Raw genomic sequence first — 21,354 nt, 5'->3', positions numbered from 1 at the left:
TTGGTATATTATAACCAATTTAATACTTTTCTAACCAAGTCTAATTTTCCATTATAAGGTGCATAACGCACAGGTATATCTAGCCAATTGGCTTTTTTAACTACTCCTTTTTTATGGCTAAAAGTGTCAAAAGTATAGTGTCCATGATAAGCCCCAAGACCACTATTTCCGACACCTCCAAATGGTAATCTGTGATTAGCAAAGTGTACAATGGTGTCATTGATACAACCACCTCCAAAAGAGAATTTTTGTATTAATTGTTTCGCTTTCGCGGAATTTGAGCCAAATACATACAAGCTTAACGGTTTGTTATAAGACAAAATAATAGTTTCTAATTCCGAATCATTTTGATAAGAAATCACTGGAAGAATGGGGCCAAATATTTCGTCCTTCATGACTTCGCTATCAAGCGTTGGGTTATCAATAACAGTAGGCGCAATGTATAACGTATCAGCATCTGTTTGACCACCAATAATACAGTTTTGATTGGTTAGCATTTTTGATAAACGCTCAAAGTTTTTAAGGTTTATTATACGCGCAAAATCTTTAGATTGTTGCGGTGTGGTAGAATAGGCTAATTCAACCTCATGTTTCATAGCTTTATAGAACGCATCTTTTTTGGAATGATGAATTAAGATATAGTCAGGAGCAATACACGTTTGTCCAGCATTAACAAATTTACCCCAAACAATACGTTTTGCTGCTAGCTTAATATTAGCAGTATCATCAATAATACATGGGTTTTTACCGCCTAATTCTAAAGTGGTTGGTGTTAAATTAACAGCAGCAGCTTTAGCAACTATTTTACCGACGTTAACACTACCTGTAAAGAAAATATAATCCCAATGTTGCTCTAGTAATTTAGTAGAAGTGTCAACACCACCTTCTACAACTGTAACGTGTTCTGGTTTAAATACTGTTTTAATAATGTCACTGATTAAGGCAGAAGTATGTGGCGTTAATTCGCTTGGTTTTAAAACAACCGTGTTTCCTGCAGCAATAGCGCCAACTAAAGGTGCTAAAGCCAATTGGTAGGGGTAATTCCATGGTGCGATAACTAAAACGCTTCCATAAGGTTCTGCATACAAATAGTCAGAAGACGGAAAGTTTAATAACGCAGGAAATACACGTTTAGGTTTGGCCCATTTGTTTAACTTTTTAATGGTGTGTTTTAAATCCTGAATAACAATAGCTGTTTCTGTTAAAACAGATTCGAATTCTGGTTTTTTGAAATCGTTATACAGCGCATCGGTAATATCTTGCTCTCTTGCTACTAATTGATTTAAAAGTGCTTTTAAAAGTGTTTTCCTATGGGTGATGCTTAACGTTTGACCTGTTTTAAAATAGCTTTTTTGATCGTTTAGTAATTCCGGAATCATGCGTGTGTGTTTATATAAAGGTAACGTATTTTATTGGTTTGCTATTGTTGCGTTAGTGGTAGTAATGGCATCCTTTTTTTGCTGCCATAAATGGCGAAAAAAGATATAACCCTTCGACTGCGCTCAGGATAAATTTAAACACGACTCTTGTGGTAACGCCTATAAACTATAAACAAGCGTCCCAAATAGGATCTTTAGGTAAGGGTGCTGTTATGTTTAAATTGTCTTGAGAAACTGGATGGATAAACTTTATGTTTCTGGCATGTAAACTAATACTTGCGTCTTTGTTGCTGCGATCAAAGCCGTATTTTAAATCACCTTTAATAGGAGAACCAATACTAGAGAGTTGCGCGCGTATTTGATGATGGCGTCCCGTTTCTAGGTTAACTTCTAAGAGATAATAATTATCTAATTTCTTTATTGTTTTATAATGCAGAATGGCTTTTTTGCTTTCTGGAATTTCCTTTATATATGCGGTAGACTTATTATTTTTAGGATTCTTTTTTAGCCAGTGGATTAAAGTATCGGCTTCTTTTTCGGGTTTGTTTTTAACTAAAGCCCAATAGGTTTTAGAAATTTCTTTGGATACAAACAACTTATTTAAGCGGGGTAGGGCTTTACTGGTCTTTGAAAAGATAACTAAACCAGTGGTTGGTCTGTCTAATCGGTGTACGGTCCCTAAATATACCTTACCTGGCTTGTTGTATTTGTCAGCTATAAATCCTTTAACAACATCACTTAAAGGTTTGTCTCCCGTTTTATCGCCTTGTACAATATCTCCTGCACGTTTATTTACTACGATGATATGGTTGTCCTCGTAGATGACTTTTAGGTTGTCTTTATTGGAAAGTATTTTAGACACAAGTTATAAGCTAAAAGCCAATAGCAATAAGCTAAAAGCTGAATTAATACTGTTCTTTATCACTAGGGAAGTCACCACTTTTTACATCTTCTCCGTATTGCTTCATAGCATTAGTCATGTCTTCGTAAAGATTCATGTATCGACGTAAAAATCTTGGGTTAAACTCGTGTGTCATACCAATCATATCATGTGTAACTAGTACTTGTCCGTCAACACCAGCACCAGCACCAATTCCGATAACAGGAATAGAAACACTTTCTGCTACTTCTTGCGCTAATTTAGCCGGTATTTTTTCTAATACAATTGCAAAACAACCTGCTTTTTCTAACATTAAAGCGTCTTCCTTAAGTTGTACAGCTTCTTGCTCTTCTTTAGCACGTACGGTGTAAGTACCAAATTTATATATAGACTGTGGTGTTAATCCTAGGTGTCCCATAACAGGGATACCAGCATGTAAAATACGTTTTATTGAGTCTTTTACTTCTTTACCACCTTCCATTTTAACAGCATGTCCGCCAGATTCTTTCATGATTCTGATAGCAGAACGTAACGCTTCTTTTGGATCACTTTGGTAACTACCAAATGGTAAATCTACAACAACTAATGCACGATGTATAGCACGTACAACAGAAGAGGCGTGATAAATCATTTGATCTAAAGTAATAGGTAAGGTTGTCTCATGTCCAGCCATTACATTACTTGCAGAATCACCTACTAATATAACATCTGTACCGGCACCATCTACTATTTTAGCCATAGTGTAATCGTAGGCAGTAAGCATGGAGATTTTTTCTCCATTCTTTTTCATATCTACTAATGATTTTACGGTAACTCTTTTATATTCTTTTTTTGCTACAGACATATTGCGTTGTTTATATAGATTGTAAATGTACTAAATTAAAGACGTATTGCTAAATTTTTCTTTTAGACTGAGTCCCTTATACTTAGCCTTTTTATATGTTATTGGTGCTAGTAAAAGCTATGGTATTGTATTGTTAAACGGATTAGCAATCGGACATGTTTACTCTAACAGCTAAACCGCCTTCACTAGTTTCTTTGTATTTTGTATTCATGTCTTTTGCAGTTTCCCACATGGTATCCACGACTTTGTCTAATGGTACCTTTACATTTTTAGGGTCTGTATCCAAAGCAAGCTCTGCTGCATTAATAGCTTTTATGGCACCCATACTGTTACGCTCAATACATGGTATTTGTACTAAACCTCCAATAGGGTCGCAAGTAAGACCTAAATGATGTTCCATTGCAATCTCTGCTGCAATCATAACTTGTTCTGTACTTCCGCCAAGTAAGTCGCATAAAGCTGCTGCTGCCATAGCAGAAGATACACCAATCTCCGCTTGACAGCCTCCCATTGCGGCACTAATAGTTGCGCCTTTTTTAAAGATGCTTCCAATCTCGCTGGCTACAAGTAAGAATTTTTTAATGTCATCAAAGTTGGCATCATGATTTTCGATTACCATATAATACATTAAAACAGATGGTATTACTCCAGCACTTCCGTTTGTAGGCGCTGTAACAACACGCCCAAGGGATGCGTTAACCTCGTTTACTGCTAAAGCGAAGCAGCTTACCCATTTTAAGATTTGTCTAAATTTGACTTCACTATTCCTGATGCTTTCTAACCACTCTTGAGGTGTAGTGTAAGGCATTTCTATATTTAAACGCTTGTGTGTGTCAAAAGCGCGACGTCTTACGTTTAGTCCTCCAGGTAAATTACCTTCTGTATGACACCCAATAAACATGCACTCTAGCATAGTGTCCCAGATGCGGTGTAATTCAAAATCAATTTCTTCGTCCGTTCTAAGAGAGCGTTCGTTTTCTAAAACTATTTCTGATATTGTTTTGTTTTCACTTTGACAAAAGGCTAGTAACTCGGTAGCTTTATCAATAGGATACGGGAATTCTTTTTTTAGTTCTTTATTTTCGGCATCGACCGTACGTTCTTCTTTAACAACAAATCCACCACCAATGGAGTAGAAGGTAGAGGTATGTATTTCTGTTTCAGCGTAAGCGGTAAATTTTATTCCGTTTGAGTGAAACGGTAAAAAAGCACGGTTAAATATAATGTCTTCTTTTTTGTCAAAAGAAATAATACGTTGGTTGTCTAAAACAATTTTATGAGTATTAGTAATAGAGGCTATTATTATATCAATAGTATCTGTAGGGATTCTTTCTGGATCTGCGCCACTAAGTCCTAACATGACTGCTAAATCTGTGGCGTGTCCTTTTCCTGTTAAAGATAATGAGCCATATAAGTCAATAGTAACACGTTGTACTTGGTCAAATAAATTAGCTGCTTTAAGCTCGTGTATCCAACGCTCTGCAGCGCGCCAAGGACCTAGTGTATGAGAACTAGAAGGACCTACACCAATTTTAAGCATGTCAAAAACTGAAATACATTCCATATTACTATATCGTTTTAGTATTAGCCGACAAATATAGTTTTTTGTTGGACATATAATAGTTAAAATAATAGTCTTCTTTATTAAGATTCTGCCATCATGTCAGTTAGGTTGTCTTGGCATAATCATTGACTTACTGATACCGTAACAATTACAATACAAAATTTAAATTATATAAAATTATGAGTAAGATTATTGGAATCGATTTAGGAACAACAAACTCTTGCGTTTCTGTAATGGAAGGTAACGAAGCAGTTGTAATCCCAAACGCAGAAGGTAAACGTACAACACCTTCAGTTATCGCTTTTGTTGAAGGAGGCGAAATTAAAGTTGGTGATCCAGCAAAAAGACAAGCAGTAACTAACCCAACAAAAACTGTTTATTCTATTAAACGTTTTATGGGTAACAAGTACTCTGATTCTAAAAAAGAAGCAGAACGCGTACCTTACAAAGTAGTTAAAGGTGATAATGATACACCACGTGTAGATATTGATGGTCGTTTATATACGCCTCAAGAATTATCTGCTATGGTACTTCAAAAAATGAAGAAAACTGCTGAAGACTATTTAGGTCAAGATGTAACTGAAGCAGTTATTACTGTACCAGCTTACTTTAATGACTCACAACGTCAAGCAACTAAAGAAGCAGGAGAAATTGCAGGTTTAAAAGTACGTCGTATCATTAACGAGCCAACAGCAGCAGCTTTAGCTTACGGAATGGACAAGAAAGGTACTGACCAAAAAATAGTAGTATTTGATTTTGGTGGAGGAACACATGATGTATCTATCCTTGAATTAGGAGATGGTGTATTTGAAGTATTATCTACAGATGGAGATACGCACTTAGGTGGAGATGATGTTGATCAAAAAATTATTGATTGGTTAGCTGATGAGTTTAACGCAGAAGAAGGTATGGACTTAAGAAAAGATCCAATGTCTTTACAACGTGTTAAAGAAGCAGCAGAAAAAGCGAAGATTGAATTATCTTCTTCTGAGCAAACAGAAATCAATTTACCATATATTACAGCTACTGCAAGTGGACCAAAACACTTAGTACGTACATTAACACGTTCTAAATTTGAGCAGTTAATTGACGATTTAGTAAAACGTACTATTGAGCCTTGTCAAACAGCTTTAAAAGCAGCAGGTTTATCAAAATCTGATATTGACGAAGTTATTTTAGTAGGTGGATCTACACGTATCCCAGCAGTACAAAAAGCAGTAGAAGCATTTTTTGGAAAAGCACCTTCAAAAGGCGTTAACCCAGATGAGGTTGTATCTTTAGGAGCTGGTATCCAAGGTGGAGTATTATCAGGAGATGTAAAAGATGTATTACTTTTAGACGTAACACCTTTATCATTAGGTATCGAAACTATGGGTAACGTATTTACTAAGTTAATCGAAGCAAATACAACTATACCAACTAAAAAGTCTCAGGTTTTCTCTACAGCAGCAGATAACCAACCATCAGTAGAGATTCACGTATTACAAGGTGAACGTGCTATGGCAGCAGATAACAATACAATTGGACGTTTTCACTTAGATGGATTACCACCAGCACAAAGAGGTGTTCCACAAATTGAAGTAACTTTTGATATTGATGCAAACGGAATTATTAAAGTTTCTGCAGGAGATAAAGCTACAGGAAAAACACAAGATATTCGTATTGAAGCATCTTCTGGTTTAACTGAAGAAGAAATTAAGCAAATGAAAGCTGATGCAGAAGCAAACGCTGAATCTGATGCTTTAGCAGCAGAAAACGCTAAGACTTTAAACGAAGCTGATTCTATGATTTTCCAAACAGAAAATCAATTAAAAGAATTTGGTGATAAATTATCTGATGATAAAAAAGCACCAATTGAAGCAGCTTTAACTGAATTAAAAGCAGCTTACGAATCTAAAGATGTAGCAGTTATTAAGCCAGTTTTAGAGAAAATTAACGAAGCTTGGAAAGTAGCTAGCGAAGAAATGTACAAAGCACAAGCAGATGGTCAAGCTGGGCAACCAGGTCCTGATGCAGGAGCAGATACAACTGAAAACAGTGATGTTGAAGATGTAGATTTCGAAGAAGTAAAGTAAGCAGAGAACCAAGTTTTGTTTAGTAAAACTTGAGTGAATCACTTATGCTCAGCTTGACTGAGTATCTTATTAGATTTAACACAAAAAAAACGCAATCATTAATTTGATTGCGTTTTTTTTGTGTTAATAATTGGAATAAAAAACTATGCATGCATAATAAATTTATGCTATATTTGTTTAAACAATTTAATGATTATGGAAACTAAATTAACTCAGCTTTTAAATATAAAATATCCAATTATACAAGCACCAATGTTTTTGGTGTCTAACGTTGCTATGGTAACGGAAGGGATGAAGGCTGGTATTGCTGGATGTATTCCTGCACTTAATTATAGAACATTAGAGCAGTTAAGAGCTGCTATAATTGAGTTAAAAGCTAATAAGGTTGAAGGAGGCTCTTTTGGGTTTAACCTAATAGTTAACAAGTCCAACATTAAATATAAAGAACAACTAAGGGTCTTATGTGAAGAAGGTTGTGATTTTATAATTACATCTCTAGGAAGCCCAGAAGAAACTATAAAACAGGCTCACAAAGCAGGTATAAAAGTGTTTTGTGATGTTACAGACTTACGTTTTGCTAAAAAAGTAGAGCAGTTGGGTGCAGATGCTGCTATTGCTGTTAATAACGAAGCAGGAGGGCATAGAGGTAATTTAACACCTCAAGAGTTGACTAATCAATTAAGTCAAGCCTTAACAATTCCTGTAATATCTGCAGGAGGTGTAGGTTGTAAAGCGGATATTGATAAAATGATAAGTTACGGCGCAGAAGGTGTGTCTGTTGGTAGTCCATTTATTGCATCTGTAGAAGCAGGAGTTACTGACGAGTATAAGCAGGCTTGTGTCGATTACGGCGAAAAGGATATTATCATGACAGAGCGTATCTCTGGGACACCTTGTACAGTAATCAATACACCTTACGTACAAAAAATAGGTACAAAGCAAACGTGGATAGAGCGCGTTTTAAATAAAAACAAGAAGTTGAAAAAATGGGTTAAAATGATTCGTTTTTCAATAGGGATGAAAGCCACAGAAAATGCAGCTAAAAAAGCAACTTATAAAACTGTTTGGGTTGCAGGACCAAGTATTGAGCATACTAAAGCAATATTACCAGTTAGGGATATTGTTGCTAACCTTGTAGCTTAATACTAGCAATACATGTCTAATAATTCTAAAAGAGTTAAAAGAATTGTTTTTGCTGGTCTCTTCTTTTTTGTAATCATGTTTATTGGTGTTTTTTACGCTTTGATGTATGATTCTAAAAAAGATGTGTCTGAAGACGAACGCTATGCTAAATGCTTAAATATACCATTCAAACTAAAAGAGCATGCTACTATACGTTGGAATGCTAATAATTTAAGATTTAAAAATTACAGCTTAATTTTAAATGAAGCTTCAGCATATGATACGCCAGAGGTAAAATCTGTCAAAATATATCAACCAGGAGAGACTGTTACTTTTATTTCGGCAAAATCTTATTCTAGTTTACATGTTGGTACAACGTATTATTTGATTGGACGTGATACCTTAGATACAGGAGAAGTTATTGATTTTGAGTATTATTACACAGGAGACTTCCCTCTGTTTGAGTAGTATTATTATTTGTTTTGATTATGATTGCAGTAATTGACTTTATAAAACAGCCTTATTTCAACCTTATATTTCCGAATTTTAATTCCTATTTTTACATTCTAAAACAAAATAAGTGCAAAATATTACCATAGCCATAGACGGTTTTTCATCTACAGGAAAAAGTACAGTAGCAAAGCAATTAGCAAAACATTTAGGTTACATTTATGTAGACACTGGTGCAATGTATAGGGCGGTTACTTTATATACTATGCAAAATGGTTGGATTGATAAAGATCAGTTTGATGTTGATGCTTTAGTTTCAAACCTTGACAAAATAGTAATAAGCTTTACTTTTAATCCAGAATTAGGATTTGCAGAAGTCTATTTAAACGGTGTTAATATAGAACGAGAAATTAGAACTTTAGAAGTCTCTAGTTTTGTTAGTAAAGTAGCAGCGATCCCAGAAGTGCGTTACCAGTTGGTTAAACAGCAACAAAAAATGGGTAAAGATAAAGGTGTCGTCATGGATGGTCGTGATATTGGAACGGTTGTGTTTCCTTACGCAGAATTAAAATTGTTTATGACAGCATCAGCAGATAAACGTGCCATAAGACGTTTTGATGAGTTGATTGGTAGAGGAGATGATGTAAAATACGAGGACGTATTAAGAAATGTAAAAGAAAGAGACTATATAGACTCTCATAGAGAAGACTCCCCATTAGTACAAGCAGAAGATGCTATAGCCATTGATAATTCTGATTTAACATTAGAACAACAATTTGATACTGTACTTAATTTAGTAAATAAGACACTAGAAGATTTAGCCTAATTAGATTAAAGCATAAAAAAAAGCGGATAGTTGGCTTACGCTTAACAATCCGCTTTTACTAATTGGTATAAAATGCCTATAAATTAGGGATTTTTAGTTCTTGATCTACATTGATCATATCAGGATTCTTTAAGATATCCTTGTTAGCTTCAAAAATAGCAGTGTATTTAGATGCGTTACCGTAGTAATGCTTAGCAATTTTACCTAAAGTGTCTCCACCTACAACAGTATGTCTTGCATAAAGACTTTCGTCTGCAACATCAATGTTTGCCATAATATCAGAAGGGCTATCTCCACCAGCAGCTTTGATTGCATCCCATATTAAGTTTTTCTCATATTGCGTACCTGCAGTTCCTTTAACTTTTAATACACCATTTTCTTCAGTAACGTCTCCGTTAGCGATCTTTAATTTTTCTCCTAAATCAAGTACACCTTGATATTTTGCTCTTACAGCCATAAATAATTTGTTTTTAAATATTAATTCTTGATTAAATATAGTAAATAAAATAATAGGTTGATTATCTAAAACCTTATTTAGAATCAACTTAGATTAAATGATTGATTTATCCGATTAAAAGCATTTTTTTAGTGTAAAACTATAATTAATTAGTATGCTGAGGTTCAGTGTTTTAATATTTTTATATTACTATTAGGCTGTATTATTAAAAAGTAGTATTTTTGCACTCCTTTTTGGCGCATACAAGAAAGATGAAAAGGGATTAAAACAATTTTATTTATAACACTTCTGTGTGTTAGCGCCTAAATCTTCTAGACATAACAGAATACAAAAACATAATGTATTTATATTTCAGCGAAAGCGGGAAGTACATTATTAAATTTATTTAAATGGCTGAAAAAGCAAAACAAGCAGAAGTTGCATCTCAAGAAGCAACTGCAGAAACAAAAGTAGCTCCAGTAGTATCTGAAGCTCAAGCAAACCCTGAAAAATTCTTAGCAGATTTTAACTGGCACAATTACGAAGAAGGAATTGATGAAGTTGAAGATTCTCAATTAAAAGAATTTGAAAAATTAGTATCAGAAAATTTCGTAGATACTTTAGATGATGAGGTTGTTGAAGGAACAGTAGTGCACATGACAGATCGTGATGCAATTATTGACATCAACGCTAAATCTGAAGGAGTTATTTCTTTAAACGAATTTAGATACAATCCAGACTTAAAAGTAGGAGACAAGGTTGAGGTATTAATTGATGTACGTGAAGACGCAACAGGACAATTAGTATTATCTCACAGAAAGGCTCGTGTAATTAAGGCTTGGGATAGAGTAATTAAAGCTAATGAAACTGGAGAAATCGTTAACGGTTTTGTTAAATGTCGTACTAAAGGTGGTATGATTGTAGATGTTTTTGGTATCGAAGCATTCTTACCAGGATCTCAAATTGATGTTAAGCCAATTAGAGATTACGATCAGTATGTAAACAAAACTATGGAATTTAAAGTTGTGAAAATCAACCACGAATTCAAAAACGTAGTAGTTTCTCATAAAGCTTTAATTGAAGCTGATATTGAAGAGCAGAAAAAAGAAATCATTGGTCAACTAGAAAAAGGACAAGTATTAGAAGGTGTTGTTAAAAACATTACTTCTTATGGTGTGTTTATTGATTTAGGTGGTGTTGATGGATTAGTTCACATTACAGATTTATCTTGGTCAAGAATTAACCATCCAAATGAGATTGTTGAGTTAGATCAAAAATTAAATGTTGTAATCTTAGACTTTGATGAAGATAAGTCTAGAATCCAATTAGGTCTTAAGCAATTATCTAAACATCCTTGGGATGCTTTAGGAGAAACTGTTGCTGTAGGTGATAAAGTTAAAGGTAAAGTTGTTGTAATCGCTGATTACGGTGCATTTATCGAAGTTGCAGAAGGAGTTGAAGGTTTAGTACACGTTTCAGAAATGTCATGGTCTACTCATTTACGTTCTGCTAACGACTTTGTAAAAGTTGGTGACGAAATTGACGCACAAATCTTAACTTTAGATAGAGAAGATCGTAAAATGTCATTAGGTATCAAGCAATTATCTGCTGATCCATGGACAGATATTACAACTAAATATCCTGTAGGTTCTAAGCATTCAGGTATTGTACGTAACTTTACAAACTTTGGTGTTTTTGTTGAATTAGAAGAAGGTATTGATGGATTAATTTACATCTCTGACTTATCTTGGACTAAGAAAATCAAGCATCCATCTGAGTTCTGTAACGTAGGTGATACATTAGATGTAGTAGTATTAGAGTTAGATGTTGAAGGACGTAAATTATCTTTAGGTCATAAACAAACAACTGATAATCCTTGGGATAAATACGAAACTGAGTTTGCTTTAGGTACAACACACACAGCTGAAATCGCTGATGTTGTAGATAAAGGAGCTACTATTGAATTTAACGAAGATATCGTTGCTTTCGTACCATCTCGTCACCTTGAAAAAGAAGACGGTAAGATGTTAAAGAAAGGTGATTCTGCAGAATTCAAGATTATCGAATTTAACAAAGAATTCAAACGTGTTGTTGCATCTCATACTGCTATATTTAAAGCAGAAGAAATGGCAAATGTAAAAGCAGCTGTTAAAAAGGCAGCTTCTCAAGCTGACGAAGCTAAACCAACTTTAGGTGATGCTAACGAAGCTTTACAAGCGTTAAAAGATAAAATGGACGGTAAAGTATAAGCTTTAAAGTTTTTATCAATATTAAAAGCCTCTCAGAAATGAGAGGCTTTTTTATTTGGTACAAAAACAGCTTTCAACTTATAATAATTTACTTTACCTTTGTTTACCAAACCCGTTTGGAATACTATGAGTCAAAAAGTGCTACTTAACGCAACAGAAGTCAACATCATTCTACATAGATTGGCTTGTCAACTCATCGAAAATCATAATGATTTTTCTAATACCGTTTTAGTTGGTATACAACCTAGAGGTAAATATTTGGCTAACCGTTTAGCAACCATGCTAAAAGAGGATTACAAAATTAAAAACTTACAATTAGGACATCTAGATATTACGTTTTATAGAGATGATTTTAGAAGAGGAGACACCACATTAGAAGCTAATACTACAGAGATTAATGTACAAGTTGAAGATAAAAATATTGTTTTTATTGACGATGTACTTTATACTGGACGTAGTATTCGTGCAGCTTTGACCGCAATTCAATCTTTTGGAAGACCTAAAGAAATTGAATTATTAACCTTAATAGACAGGCGTTTTAGTAGACATTTACCTATACAACCAAATTATAGAGGTCGTCAAGTAGATGCTATAAATAACGAAAAGGTAAAAGTAAACTGGATGGAAAATGAAGGAGAAGATGCTGTATATTTAGTTAATAACTAAACATAAACTTGCTTAAATGCTTTACATAGCATTTATCTAACAAAATAGTAAGTTAATAAAAGGAACAAGATTATAATCATCAATACAATAGCAATTTAAACAGTGCTATTTAAAACTGAAAACAAATAATATGGGCGAGTTAAGTGTCAAACATTTATTAGGAATCAAGTATCTTAATAAACAAGATATAGAGCTTATTTTTAAGACAGCAGATCACTTTAAAGAAGTTATTAATCGTCCTATTAAAAAAGTACCATCTCTTCGTGATATTACTATTGCGAATTTGTTTTTTGAAAACTCTACACGTACCAAACTGTCCTTTGAATTAGCAGAGAAACGATTGTCAGCGGATGTCATTAATTTTTCGGCTTCGCAATCGTCAGTAAAAAAAGGAGAAACATTAATAGATACTGTAAATAATATATTATCCATGAAAGTGGATATGGTTGTTATGCGCCATCCAAATCCAGGGGCAGGTGTATTTTTATCCAAGCATGTTAATGCTAGTATCATCAACGCAGGAGATGGAGCGCATGAGCATCCAACACAGGCCTTATTAGACAGCTATTCTATAAGAGAGCGTCTAGGTAGTGTTAAAGGTAAAAACGTTGTTATTGTTGGAGACATACTACACAGTCGTGTTGCATTATCTAATATTTATGCTTTAAAGTTACAAGGTGCTAATGTCATGGTTTGTGGTCCTAAAACATTATTACCAAAACATATTGAAAAATTAGGCGTAAAAGTTGAAACCAATTTAAGAAAGGCGCTTAATTGGTGTGATGTAGCAAATATGTTGCGCGTACAAAATGAAAGAATGGATATAAGTTATTTTCCATCTACAAGAGAATATACACAACAATACGGAGTTAATAAGGCATTATTAGATAGCCTAGACAAAGAGATTACAATAATGCACCCTGGACCAATAAATAGAGGTGTAGAGATTACTAGTGACGTTGCAGATTCTAAACAAGCCATTATTTTAGATCAAGTACAAAATGGAGTAGCGGTTAGAATGGCGGTAATTTACTTATTAGCTTCTAAAATAAAACAATAGTTATGATTATAGATCAAAATGAAAACTTAGCAATTATAACCCAAGAAAATGCTACGGTTATAGAATTAGTTAAAAAAATAGAAACACTATATCCTAAATTTAAAAATAATAATATTATCGTTAATTTAAACGCTACAAAAGTGGTGTCTTTAAAAGATGTTATTGAGTTTTTAAGAGTATCTAATCAACACCGCGCTGCAAAACATTCTTTTGTAATAGTTAACGAAGGTGCAGATACAGACAACACGCCGGACGAAATAATAATTGTACCAACGCTTCAAGAAGCACACGACATTATTGAAATGGAAGTTATGGAACGCGATTTAGGGTTTTAAAACACCTTTTTAGTGAATTTTATTTTGTCTTATAATTAAATTAATATTCTTTAATGAAATTAAATATCTTAGGTTGTTACAGTGCAACACCACGTACATTTACTAATCCTACATCTCAAGTATTAGAAATTAATAATCACATTTTTTTAATAGATTGTGGAGAGGGAACGCAAGTACAACTAAGAAAAAATAAAATTAAGTTCAGTCGCATTAAGCACATTTTTATTTCGCATTTACATGGCGATCACTTTTTTGGGTTAGTCGGATTAATTTCTACTTTTAGATTATTAGGACGTGATACGGAGCTGCATATTTATTCCCCGAAAGGGTTAAAAGAAGTCATTACACTTCAAATGAAGTTAGCCAATTCTTGGACTAATTACAAGCTTACGTTTCATGAGTTAACTAATAAAGATTCTGAAATTGTTTTTGAGGATGAAAAGGTTGAAGTACACACCATCCCTTTAGATCATAGAATTTACACAAACGGGTTTTTATTTAAAGAAAAGCCAGGAGACCGTAAATTAGATATGAATGCTGTTTTAAATGAAAATATAGATGTGTCTTATTATCGAAAGTTAAAACAAGGGGCAGATGTTACAAATGAAGCGGGAGAGGTTGTAAAGAACGAAACCGTAACCAAAGCACCTAAAAAACCTAAAAGCTATGCATTTTGTAGCGATACGGCTTATAAAGAAGATATAATACCACTTATAAAAAACGTAGATGTATTATATCACGAATCTACTTTTCTAGAAAAACATGCTAAATTAGCAGCCCCAACAAAACATAGTACTGCAAAACAAGCAGCAAGTATTGCAAAGCAAGCTAATGTTGGACAGTTAATATTAGGACATTATTCTACACGTTACGACGATTTAAATGTTTTTAAAACCGAAGCACAAACAATCTTTGACAATGTTGTACTTGGTGACGATGGTAAAGTTTTTGAGTTTTAAATTTTATAACGCCTATTAACTACAAAAAGGCTTAGAAGAAGTAATACAATTAATAGTACACTATTAAAGTATAAGATGTTTTTGTTACTTACGTGGTTAAGTGTTAATAATAAAAAGGATACTATATTAAGTATCCCTAAACCAACTAATACTTGTTTTAAAAATAAGGCTAAACCTTTACTATCTATTTTTGCTTTTTCAGAAGGACTTAATGTATTGTATCCAGCAATTAGATCTGGATATTTCTTCACTAAAAAACCACAAATAATTAGAATTATACTTACCAAAAGTTGAGAATACATCATGCCTTAAAAATAGTAAAAAACGCGTAAATTTACATATAAATTAATGTTATGGAAAAAGACTTAAGTAATTACAGAAAAACTTACGAGAAAGGAGCGTTGTTATTAAAAGACACACCTGAAAACCCATTAGAGCTTTTTAGGTCTTGGTTTAATGAAGTGGATCAACATTTTCCTGAAGACGAAACTAACGCGATGACAGTTGCTACTATTGGTAGCGACGGATTTCCTAAAAGTAGAGTGGTGCTTCTTAAAAAATTTACATATGAAGGCTTTATTTTTTATACTAATTATGATAGCGAAAAAGGAAAAGCGATACTTAATAATCCAAATGTATGTTTATCCTTTTTCTGGCATGGTGCAGAACGACAAATCATAATTAAAGGAAAGGCGGAAAAAATAGCAGAGAATTTAAGTGATGGTTATTTTGAATCTCGTCCACGCGGTAGTCAACTAGGTGCAATAGTATCAAATCAAAGTAGTATTGTAGAGAGTAGAGAGGTATTAGAATCTAAATTAAGGCAGCTTGAGCTTGATTATGAAGGGAAAGAAATTGAGAGACCTTCGTTTTGGGGAGGGTTTATTATAAAACCTATTTCTATTGAGTTTTGGCAAGGTAGACCTAATAGATTGCATGATAGAATTCTATATGCATTAGATGCTGAGTTTAATTGGGTTAAAAACCGTTTATCGCCATGATTTAATCGTTAAAATGCATTTAAAATATGTATTTCATCGATTAAAAGCATATTGAAACGTCGAAAAGCATGTTTTTAATCGATTTTAACATTTCTTTAACAGTTTGTTAGAGTAACCTGTTCTATTTTTAAAGTCCCAAACCTACTTAACTCTTTAAAAATGAGAAAATTTACCTACCTACTGACTGTTATGTTACTAACAATAACCTTAACATCTTGTTCAACTGATAGCTTAGATGAAACTGCAGATTATAATGTTGAAGCTCTAGTTATCCCAGAAGCAAAACCAATTGAAATTGAAATTTTAGAACTTATTAATCAACACCGTATAAGTATTGGTTTAAACGTTTTGGTTAGTCACCAGCTTATAAAAGGACAAGCTTTTAGTCATACAGATTATATGACAGATATTAATGAGGTAAATCACGATCATTTTTTTACTAGAAAATCGTTCTTAGTAGATAATGCAGATGCCGTAAAAGTATCTGAAAATGTCGCTTATGGATTTTCAAGTGCTGCATCAGTAGTAAATGCTTGGTTAAATAGTGAAGGACATAGAGGTAATATTGAAGGTGATTACACAGATTTTGAAATTTCTGCAGAGTTAGGAGAAAATAACAAATGGTATTTTACTAATATTTTTATGAAGAAATAATTATATTTTTTACATGATTTTTAATTGATGTAAAAATCACGGATTTATAATAGAATTAAAAAGCCTCAACAATAGTTATATTGTTGAGGCTTTTTTTATGTAGACCAATTTGTAACGATTATTTAGGGAATGGTGTTTATAGTTATAGATATAAGTCTCTTTCTGTTATTAGGGATTACGAATTTTAACTAATGTAATATGTAAATGCTATTTTAGTTATAAGCGTTGTTTTAAGGCTTTTTGTGTAGGAGTTAATACTTTTGTTGTATAATAACTGTTATAGCAAAGCGGCTGCGCTTAATGTTGTTAATTGATACAATTGCCTATAAAGTTTCAACGTATTATAAAAGAATGCGAAAAATACAATGTTGTTTTTAGATATAATTATTCACTAATCCGCATAACATAAAAAAAGCCTTTCTAATTTAGAAAGGCTTTTTTTATTTATTTGTATTGATTTGTGATTATAAACTTAGATCGTCTATTCTCTTCATGTTCTTTATCAGTACATTTTACACCGTTAGTACAGTGATTTAGTATTTGTGATTCTCCATACCCTATAGCACTTTGTATTCTGCCATCCTCAATACCTCTTGAGTAAAGATAATCTCTAGTTGACTTAGCACGTCTATCAGACAGTTTTAAATTGTAAGCATCACGTCCTCTAGCGTCAGTATGAGATTCGATTTTAATAATCATCTTAGGATGTTCTCTCATTACAGCAACAATATTCTCTAATTCATATGCAGCATCAGTTCTGATGTCTGATTTATTGTAATCAAAGTAAATCGGGTTAATAACTATTTCATTATCTACAATTAATGGGTCTAGGTATAAATCTATAGTTGTTTCATCTCCGTTATTTGGTGATGTTACAAATCCTTGTTTGTCTGGTCTATAAATTACTCGCTCACCTAAAACTGTAAACGTCTTATCACAAGCGATATCTTTAAACTCGTACTTTCCATCTTTTTCAGTAAAGTAGGTATCTATAACTTTACCATCTATGTCTAGTAATGCTACTCTTACTTTATCTAAAGGCTCGTTAGATAGTTTATCGTATGCTACTCCAGATACAGTTTGTTTACATTCATATTTACCAAAAGCATAGATGTCATCACCACCTTTTCCTCCTTCACGATTTGAAGAGAAGTAACCCGATTGTGTTTCCGTATCGATAAAGTAACAAAAATCATCAAAAGGACTATTATATGGCGCTCCAAGATTTTTGATAAATACTTCCGTAGAATCGTTTCTTTTTATCTTTAATAAGTTAGTTTCAAAAATATCAAGTAATCCTAAATTTAAATTGGCATCACTTGAAAAGTAAAGCGTAGAATCTTTAGCTACAAACGGGAATTTCTCGTTTCCTTCGGTATTAATTTCTGCTCCTAAGTTTTTAGGTACACCGTAAGTGCCATCCGATTTTATTGATACTTTATATAAGTCGGTTTGACCAAAACCACCTTCCATATCAGATACAAAATATAACGTTTTGTTATCAGGACTTAAAGCTGGTGCGCCACAAGAATAAGCATCATTGTTAAAAGGAAGCTCTACTACATTGCTCCATTTCTCTCCCGATAGCGTTGCTTTATATATCTTTAAATTAGAGGTTCCTTCTTTTGAATATTTACGTTTCTCTTTTTTATTAACGTTATTTCTAGTAAAGTACATTGTTTTACCATCATTGGTAATAGTCACTAAACCTTCATGATCATCTTTTGTATTAATTGACGAATTAAGTTTTTGTGGTTCACTAAATGTTTTTGCAGCTTTTTCTATTTTAGTATCAACTTCAAAAATATTTAAGAAAGGCTCGTTATTCCAATCATATAATTCTTTTTCGTCTGTAATAGAATCTTTAACCCAAGTAGAGTAGAAGTACATTTTATCTTTAAACTCATAACCTCCAAAATCAGAATACTGTGTGTTTAATTCTAAATTTTCAGTATCAACATACACTTTTTCAGTATTAGTTAATTGGTTATAGTTTTCCATACTAAAAACTTCAATATCCTTGATACGTTTATCTTTGGTATTTTTTAGTTTGAAGTCTCTTAAATACTCATTTGCTAAATCGTATTTTTTTTGACTTCTTAGAGTTTGTATATACTTATAAATATATTCAGGATCAATTGTTGGATATTTGGTTATTGCTTTATTGTACCAGAATTCAGCTTTTTCAACTTTACTGATATTAAAGTAACTATCACCAATTCTTTTTAGAATATACTCCGTACTATCTTCTTTTTTTAAAGCCTCTTTATAAAGTTCAGCTGCTTTTTCATAAGAGAAATCTCTAAAAAAGTTATCGGCTACTTTTGTTTGTGCAACAGCTTGTTGTACAAATAAGAAAAGTACTATATATGAAATAATTTTTATTTTCATTTTAAAAATATCTAGGTGATTTTACACGTTTTGTTGGCTTGAATACTTCAAACATTATTAAGATTTCATGTGTTCCTCCAGTATATGGTCTCAAGTCAGTAATATAATGTTCGTAAGCATACCCAATTCTCATTTGTGGCGATACTTGAAAATCTGCTAAAGCTCCGATTGTTGATGTATCTCTGTTATATCTATAACTACCACCTAACCAGAATTTTTCGTTAAATAAAACGTGTGCACTAAGATCAAAAGATATAGGTGCTCCGTTAGTTACTTTTACTAGGGCAGAAGGTTTAAGTTTTGTGTTTTCGTCTAAATCAAACACATAACCTCCGGTTAAATAGTATCCAACACGTTCTAGCGCTATATAATCTACTTCAGGATCTAAAGCACTTTGATTGTAATCCGTATTAAGAATTCTTGGTGCAGATAAACCTACATACCATCTGTTTTGGTGCAAGTATGCTCCAACACCTATGTTAGGGTTCCATCTATTAGTAAAGTTACTAAAGAAAGGGTCTATAGCTACTGATGGATCATCTAAGAAACCTTCTTGATCTAAATTATAGTGTGTAAAACCGGCTTTTAATCCGAATGCTAATTTTGTTTTCTCAGAAAGCTCTATAGTATATGAAAAGTCTCCGTAAACAAAAACAAAATTTTCGTAACCTAACTCATCATTAATTACAGATAATCCTAGACCAATTTTCTCATTTTTAAGCGGAGCATGCACAGATACTGTTGAAGTGGTTGGCGCACCTGCTAATCCAACCCACTGGCTTCTGTGTAAACCAACAACACTAATAGTTTCTCTACTTCCAGCATAAGCAGGATTAATAGCAATAGTGTTAAACATGTATTGAGAAAATTGTGGTAATTGTTGAGCTAATGCATTTGCACAGCTCAACAGTAATATTACTCCAATACTATATAATTTTATTTTTTTCATTTATAGTTTTTATTTTGTTCCTAAGTAAAGAGGACCTGCTATTGGTTCGATTCCACTATCTAATATTTTTACTACATAGTAATATGTTCCGTTTGGTAGTCTACCTGCAGATCCAACTGATCCACTTGGACTTTGACCATTCCAATCATTTTGGTAATCTTTAGTTTCGAAAACGATATCACCAAAACGGTTAAATATTTGTAATTCTATTATGAAACCACATTCGTTTAATCCACCAACTGTGAAATACTCGTTATAGTTATCACCATTTGGAGTAACAGCTTTAGATATTTTTAAATCATCTTCTCCACATGGAAGTACTGTACAGTCATCATTAATATTAATAGTTAATTCATATGTGTTTAAACATCCTCCATTTAAAGTTGTGTAAGTAAAGACATAGTCTCCTAGTTCTACTTCAAGAGGATCAAACATTCCATCAACAATTTCTGTACCATTAGTTACAACCGTCCATTCTATAGTTGTATCGGCATCGGTTGGTAAGAATTGGTAAAGATCTATCGCACCATCTTCATTACATCTATCAGCCGTTAATGGGGTAGTAAAGTCTTCTGTAATCACATTAATTGTATGTGTAATTACTGTATCATTACCACAGTCATCAGTAGCTGTCCAAGTCCATACTAAGTCGTAAACTTCTTCATTACCAGTAAATGTTGTAGTTTCTTCAAATGTAATCTGTACATCATTTACAGAACAGTTGTCTTCAAATACTAATACAGGTACTTCAGGAACATTAGAACATATAACACTTGTTGGTAATTCTAAAGGTGTAACTAATGCAGGACCTGTTGTATCCACTATAGTAACTGTAGCAGTGAATGTACTAGCATTACCAGTAGCATCCGTTAAAGTATATATTACTTCAATTGTTCCGCTAGCACCACAAGTAGATACTAAATTAGCAAAGTCATAATTTGAAGTTACTGTAACGTTATTGTCACATGCATCTGTCGCACAATTTTCAAGAGCTGTAATATTAGTCTCGTTCCATACTTCAGCAAGTAAAGCATTATTGTCACCATCACATTCAATCGTTTCATCTAGAACCGCACAAGTTGAAACGTTAGGCGGAGTAGTATCTTCGATTAAGTCTGTAGTTGTTTGACCTGTAGCTGTTGCTATTTCTCCATTTAGAATTGCTGTAGCTGTAGCAGTTGCTGTATTGACAACTTCTGTAGCATCAATATCTGATTGTGTAACTAAATACGTTGCAGTATAAATCCAAGTTTCAGTAGGTTCAAGAATATTGTTACTGTTTACATCACCAGAAACAAATGTTACTGATACAGGCGTTGCTGCATTATCTAGTAATGGATCTGTTATCACTACATTTTCTAATGATAGAGTACCAGGGTTTGTAACAGTGAATGTATATGTTATTGTTTCACCTACTTCAGTACATTCATTGCTATTATCATTATTGAAAACACCAGTTTTAACAATATCAAGTAAAACTGTAGGCGTACAGAAAGTTACTTCTGTATTATTCT

Annotated in this window: 20 protein-coding genes; 11 read left to right on the top strand and 9 right to left on the bottom strand. The window is 33.2% G+C overall.

Annotated elements, in window-relative coordinates; all coding sequences use genetic code 11:
• Positions 1 to 8: 8 nt before the first annotated feature.
• The 4 genes from CXF54_RS04090 to CXF54_RS04075 form a co-directional block, all read right to left on the bottom strand.
• Complete coding sequence (locus CXF54_RS04090) at positions 9 to 1,379, bottom strand: aldehyde dehydrogenase (protein WP_101202558.1); 1,371 nt, start codon at positions 1,377 to 1,379, stop codon at positions 9 to 11.
• A 166-nt stretch (positions 1,380 to 1,545) separates the two neighbouring features.
• Positions 1,546 to 2,241: an RluA family pseudouridine synthase gene (locus tag CXF54_RS04085; RefSeq protein WP_101202557.1), complete on the bottom strand. Its 696-nt coding sequence runs from the start codon at positions 2,239 to 2,241 to the stop codon at positions 1,546 to 1,548.
• Between the two features lie 43 nt (positions 2,242 to 2,284).
• Positions 2,285 to 3,103, bottom strand: a complete 819-nt coding sequence (gene panB, locus CXF54_RS04080) for a 3-methyl-2-oxobutanoate hydroxymethyltransferase (RefSeq protein ID WP_090840181.1) — start codon at positions 3,101 to 3,103, stop codon at positions 2,285 to 2,287.
• Between the two features lie 142 nt (positions 3,104 to 3,245).
• Complete coding sequence (locus CXF54_RS04075) at positions 3,246 to 4,667, bottom strand: L-serine ammonia-lyase (protein WP_090840179.1); 1,422 nt, start codon at positions 4,665 to 4,667, stop codon at positions 3,246 to 3,248.
• A 179-nt stretch (positions 4,668 to 4,846) separates the two neighbouring features.
• On the opposite strand from CXF54_RS04075, the gene dnaK reads away from it, so the two are divergent.
• The 4 genes from dnaK (at position 4,847) to cmk (ending at position 9,140) form a co-directional block, all read left to right on the top strand.
• Complete coding sequence (gene dnaK, locus CXF54_RS04070; protein WP_090840176.1) at positions 4,847 to 6,742, top strand: molecular chaperone DnaK; 1,896 nt, start codon at positions 4,847 to 4,849, stop codon at positions 6,740 to 6,742.
• Positions 6,743 to 6,937: 195 nt separating this feature from the next.
• Positions 6,938 to 7,885: an NAD(P)H-dependent flavin oxidoreductase gene (locus tag CXF54_RS04065; RefSeq protein WP_101202556.1), complete on the top strand. Its 948-nt coding sequence runs from the start codon at positions 6,938 to 6,940 to the stop codon at positions 7,883 to 7,885.
• A 12-nt stretch (positions 7,886 to 7,897) separates the two neighbouring features.
• Positions 7,898 to 8,332, top strand: coding sequence for a hypothetical protein (locus tag CXF54_RS04060; protein WP_157823384.1), 435 nt, complete (start codon positions 7,898 to 7,900; stop codon positions 8,330 to 8,332).
• A gap of 112 nt (positions 8,333 to 8,444) precedes the next feature.
• Positions 8,445 to 9,140 carry a (d)CMP kinase gene (gene cmk, locus CXF54_RS04055; protein ID WP_090840170.1) on the top strand — a complete coding sequence of 232 codons (696 nt, stop codon included), beginning with the start codon at positions 8,445 to 8,447 and terminating at the stop codon, positions 9,138 to 9,140.
• Positions 9,141 to 9,216: 76 nt separating this feature from the next.
• Here the strand turns inward: cmk and CXF54_RS04050 are convergent, their stop codons facing one another.
• Complete coding sequence (locus CXF54_RS04050) at positions 9,217 to 9,597, bottom strand: LysM peptidoglycan-binding domain-containing protein (protein WP_090840650.1); 381 nt, start codon at positions 9,595 to 9,597, stop codon at positions 9,217 to 9,219.
• A 389-nt stretch (positions 9,598 to 9,986) separates the two neighbouring features.
• On the opposite strand from CXF54_RS04050, the gene rpsA reads away from it, so the two are divergent.
• The 5 genes from rpsA (at position 9,987) to CXF54_RS04025 (ending at position 14,845) form a co-directional block, all read left to right on the top strand.
• Positions 9,987 to 11,825, top strand: coding sequence for a 30S ribosomal protein S1 (gene rpsA, locus CXF54_RS04045; protein WP_101202554.1), 1,839 nt, complete (start codon positions 9,987 to 9,989; stop codon positions 11,823 to 11,825).
• 126 nt (positions 11,826 to 11,951) lie between these two features.
• A complete protein-coding gene (pyrR, locus tag CXF54_RS04040; protein WP_090840165.1) occupies positions 11,952 to 12,491 on the top strand; it encodes a bifunctional pyr operon transcriptional regulator/uracil phosphoribosyltransferase PyrR in 540 nt (179 codons plus the stop codon).
• Between the two features lie 130 nt (positions 12,492 to 12,621).
• Positions 12,622 to 13,551 (top strand): aspartate carbamoyltransferase catalytic subunit, encoded by a 930-nt coding sequence (locus CXF54_RS04035; RefSeq protein ID WP_090840163.1) that lies wholly within the window; start codon positions 12,622 to 12,624, stop codon positions 13,549 to 13,551.
• 2 nt (positions 13,552 to 13,553) lie between these two features.
• Positions 13,554 to 13,886 carry a ribonuclease Z gene (locus CXF54_RS04030; protein ID WP_090840161.1) on the top strand — a complete coding sequence of 111 codons (333 nt, stop codon included), beginning with the start codon at positions 13,554 to 13,556 and terminating at the stop codon, positions 13,884 to 13,886.
• Positions 13,887 to 13,939: 53 nt separating this feature from the next.
• Positions 13,940 to 14,845: a ribonuclease Z gene (locus tag CXF54_RS04025; RefSeq protein ID WP_101202553.1), complete on the top strand. Its 906-nt coding sequence runs from the start codon at positions 13,940 to 13,942 to the stop codon at positions 14,843 to 14,845.
• Here CXF54_RS04025 and CXF54_RS04020 read toward each other — a convergent pair.
• Positions 14,842 to 15,150: a DUF3784 domain-containing protein gene (locus CXF54_RS04020; protein ID WP_101202552.1), complete on the bottom strand. Its 309-nt coding sequence runs from the start codon at positions 15,148 to 15,150 to the stop codon at positions 14,842 to 14,844. The genes CXF54_RS04025 and CXF54_RS04020 overlap by 4 nt on opposite strands.
• A gap of 48 nt (positions 15,151 to 15,198) precedes the next feature.
• Here CXF54_RS04020 and pdxH point away from each other — a divergent pair, with 48 nt between their 5' ends.
• Together pdxH and CXF54_RS04010 are read left to right on the top strand one after the other, a co-directional pair.
• Positions 15,199 to 15,846 (top strand): pyridoxamine 5'-phosphate oxidase, encoded by a 648-nt coding sequence (pdxH, locus tag CXF54_RS04015; protein WP_101202551.1) that lies wholly within the window; start codon positions 15,199 to 15,201, stop codon positions 15,844 to 15,846.
• 159 nt (positions 15,847 to 16,005) lie between these two features.
• Complete coding sequence (locus CXF54_RS04010) at positions 16,006 to 16,500, top strand: CAP domain-containing protein (RefSeq protein WP_090840150.1); 495 nt, start codon at positions 16,006 to 16,008, stop codon at positions 16,498 to 16,500.
• A gap of 444 nt (positions 16,501 to 16,944) precedes the next feature.
• Here the strand turns inward: CXF54_RS04010 and CXF54_RS04005 are convergent, their stop codons facing one another.
• From CXF54_RS04005 to CXF54_RS03995, 3 genes are all read right to left on the bottom strand, one after another.
• On the bottom strand, positions 16,945 to 18,891 hold the full coding sequence (locus CXF54_RS04005) for an OmpA family protein (RefSeq protein WP_101202550.1): 1,947 nt from the start codon (positions 18,889 to 18,891) through the stop codon (positions 16,945 to 16,947).
• 1 nt (position 18,892) lies between these two features.
• Positions 18,893 to 19,840 (bottom strand): type IX secretion system membrane protein PorP/SprF, encoded by a 948-nt coding sequence (locus CXF54_RS04000; protein ID WP_090840145.1) that lies wholly within the window; start codon positions 19,838 to 19,840, stop codon positions 18,893 to 18,895.
• 9 nt (positions 19,841 to 19,849) lie between these two features.
• Positions 19,850 to 21,354, bottom strand: a 1,505-nt coding sequence (locus CXF54_RS03995; RefSeq protein ID WP_157823383.1) for a gliding motility-associated C-terminal domain-containing protein, incomplete at its 5' end; no start/stop codon positions are given.

Source organism: Olleya sp. 1-3 (genome assembly GCF_002836085.1).
GTDB classification, from domain to species: domain Bacteria; phylum Bacteroidota; class Bacteroidia; order Flavobacteriales; family Flavobacteriaceae; genus Olleya; species Olleya namhaensis.
The sequence above is the reverse complement of the archived record's forward strand: the minus strand, read 5'-3'. Positions and strand labels throughout refer to the sequence as shown.

What these genes read in the sequence shown, in the direction of transcription:
- CXF54_RS04090 (WP_101202558.1), bottom strand. Translation starts at nt 1,379, where the DNA reads ATGATTCCGGAATTACTAAACGATCAAAAAAGCTATTTTAAAACAGGT.
- CXF54_RS04010 (WP_090840150.1), top strand. Translation starts at nt 16,006, where the DNA reads ATGAGAAAATTTACCTACCTACTGACTGTTATGTTACTAACAATAACC.
- CXF54_RS04050 (WP_090840650.1), bottom strand. Translation starts at nt 9,597, where the DNA reads ATGGCTGTAAGAGCAAAATATCAAGGTGTACTTGATTTAGGAGAAAAA.
- pdxH (WP_101202551.1), top strand. Translation starts at nt 15,199, where the DNA reads ATGGAAAAAGACTTAAGTAATTACAGAAAAACTTACGAGAAAGGAGCG.
- CXF54_RS04060 (WP_157823384.1), top strand. Translation starts at nt 7,898, where the DNA reads ATGTCTAATAATTCTAAAAGAGTTAAAAGAATTGTTTTTGCTGGTCTC.
- CXF54_RS04025 (WP_101202553.1), top strand. Translation starts at nt 13,940, where the DNA reads ATGAAATTAAATATCTTAGGTTGTTACAGTGCAACACCACGTACATTT.
- CXF54_RS04005 (WP_101202550.1), bottom strand. Translation starts at nt 18,891, where the DNA reads ATGAAAATAAAAATTATTTCATATATAGTACTTTTCTTATTTGTACAA.
- CXF54_RS04030 (WP_090840161.1), top strand. Translation starts at nt 13,554, where the DNA reads ATGATTATAGATCAAAATGAAAACTTAGCAATTATAACCCAAGAAAAT.
- CXF54_RS04065 (WP_101202556.1), top strand. Translation starts at nt 6,938, where the DNA reads ATGGAAACTAAATTAACTCAGCTTTTAAATATAAAATATCCAATTATA.
- CXF54_RS04035 (WP_090840163.1), top strand. Translation starts at nt 12,622, where the DNA reads ATGGGCGAGTTAAGTGTCAAACATTTATTAGGAATCAAGTATCTTAAT.
- dnaK (WP_090840176.1), top strand. Translation starts at nt 4,847, where the DNA reads ATGAGTAAGATTATTGGAATCGATTTAGGAACAACAAACTCTTGCGTT.
- CXF54_RS04020 (WP_101202552.1), bottom strand. Translation starts at nt 15,150, where the DNA reads ATGATGTATTCTCAACTTTTGGTAAGTATAATTCTAATTATTTGTGGT.
- panB (WP_090840181.1), bottom strand. Translation starts at nt 3,103, where the DNA reads ATGTCTGTAGCAAAAAAAGAATATAAAAGAGTTACCGTAAAATCATTA.
- rpsA (WP_101202554.1), top strand. Translation starts at nt 9,987, where the DNA reads ATGGCTGAAAAAGCAAAACAAGCAGAAGTTGCATCTCAAGAAGCAACT.
- CXF54_RS04000 (WP_090840145.1), bottom strand. Translation starts at nt 19,840, where the DNA reads ATGAAAAAAATAAAATTATATAGTATTGGAGTAATATTACTGTTGAGC.
- pyrR (WP_090840165.1), top strand. Translation starts at nt 11,952, where the DNA reads ATGAGTCAAAAAGTGCTACTTAACGCAACAGAAGTCAACATCATTCTA.
- CXF54_RS04075 (WP_090840179.1), bottom strand. Translation starts at nt 4,667, where the DNA reads ATGGAATGTATTTCAGTTTTTGACATGCTTAAAATTGGTGTAGGTCCT.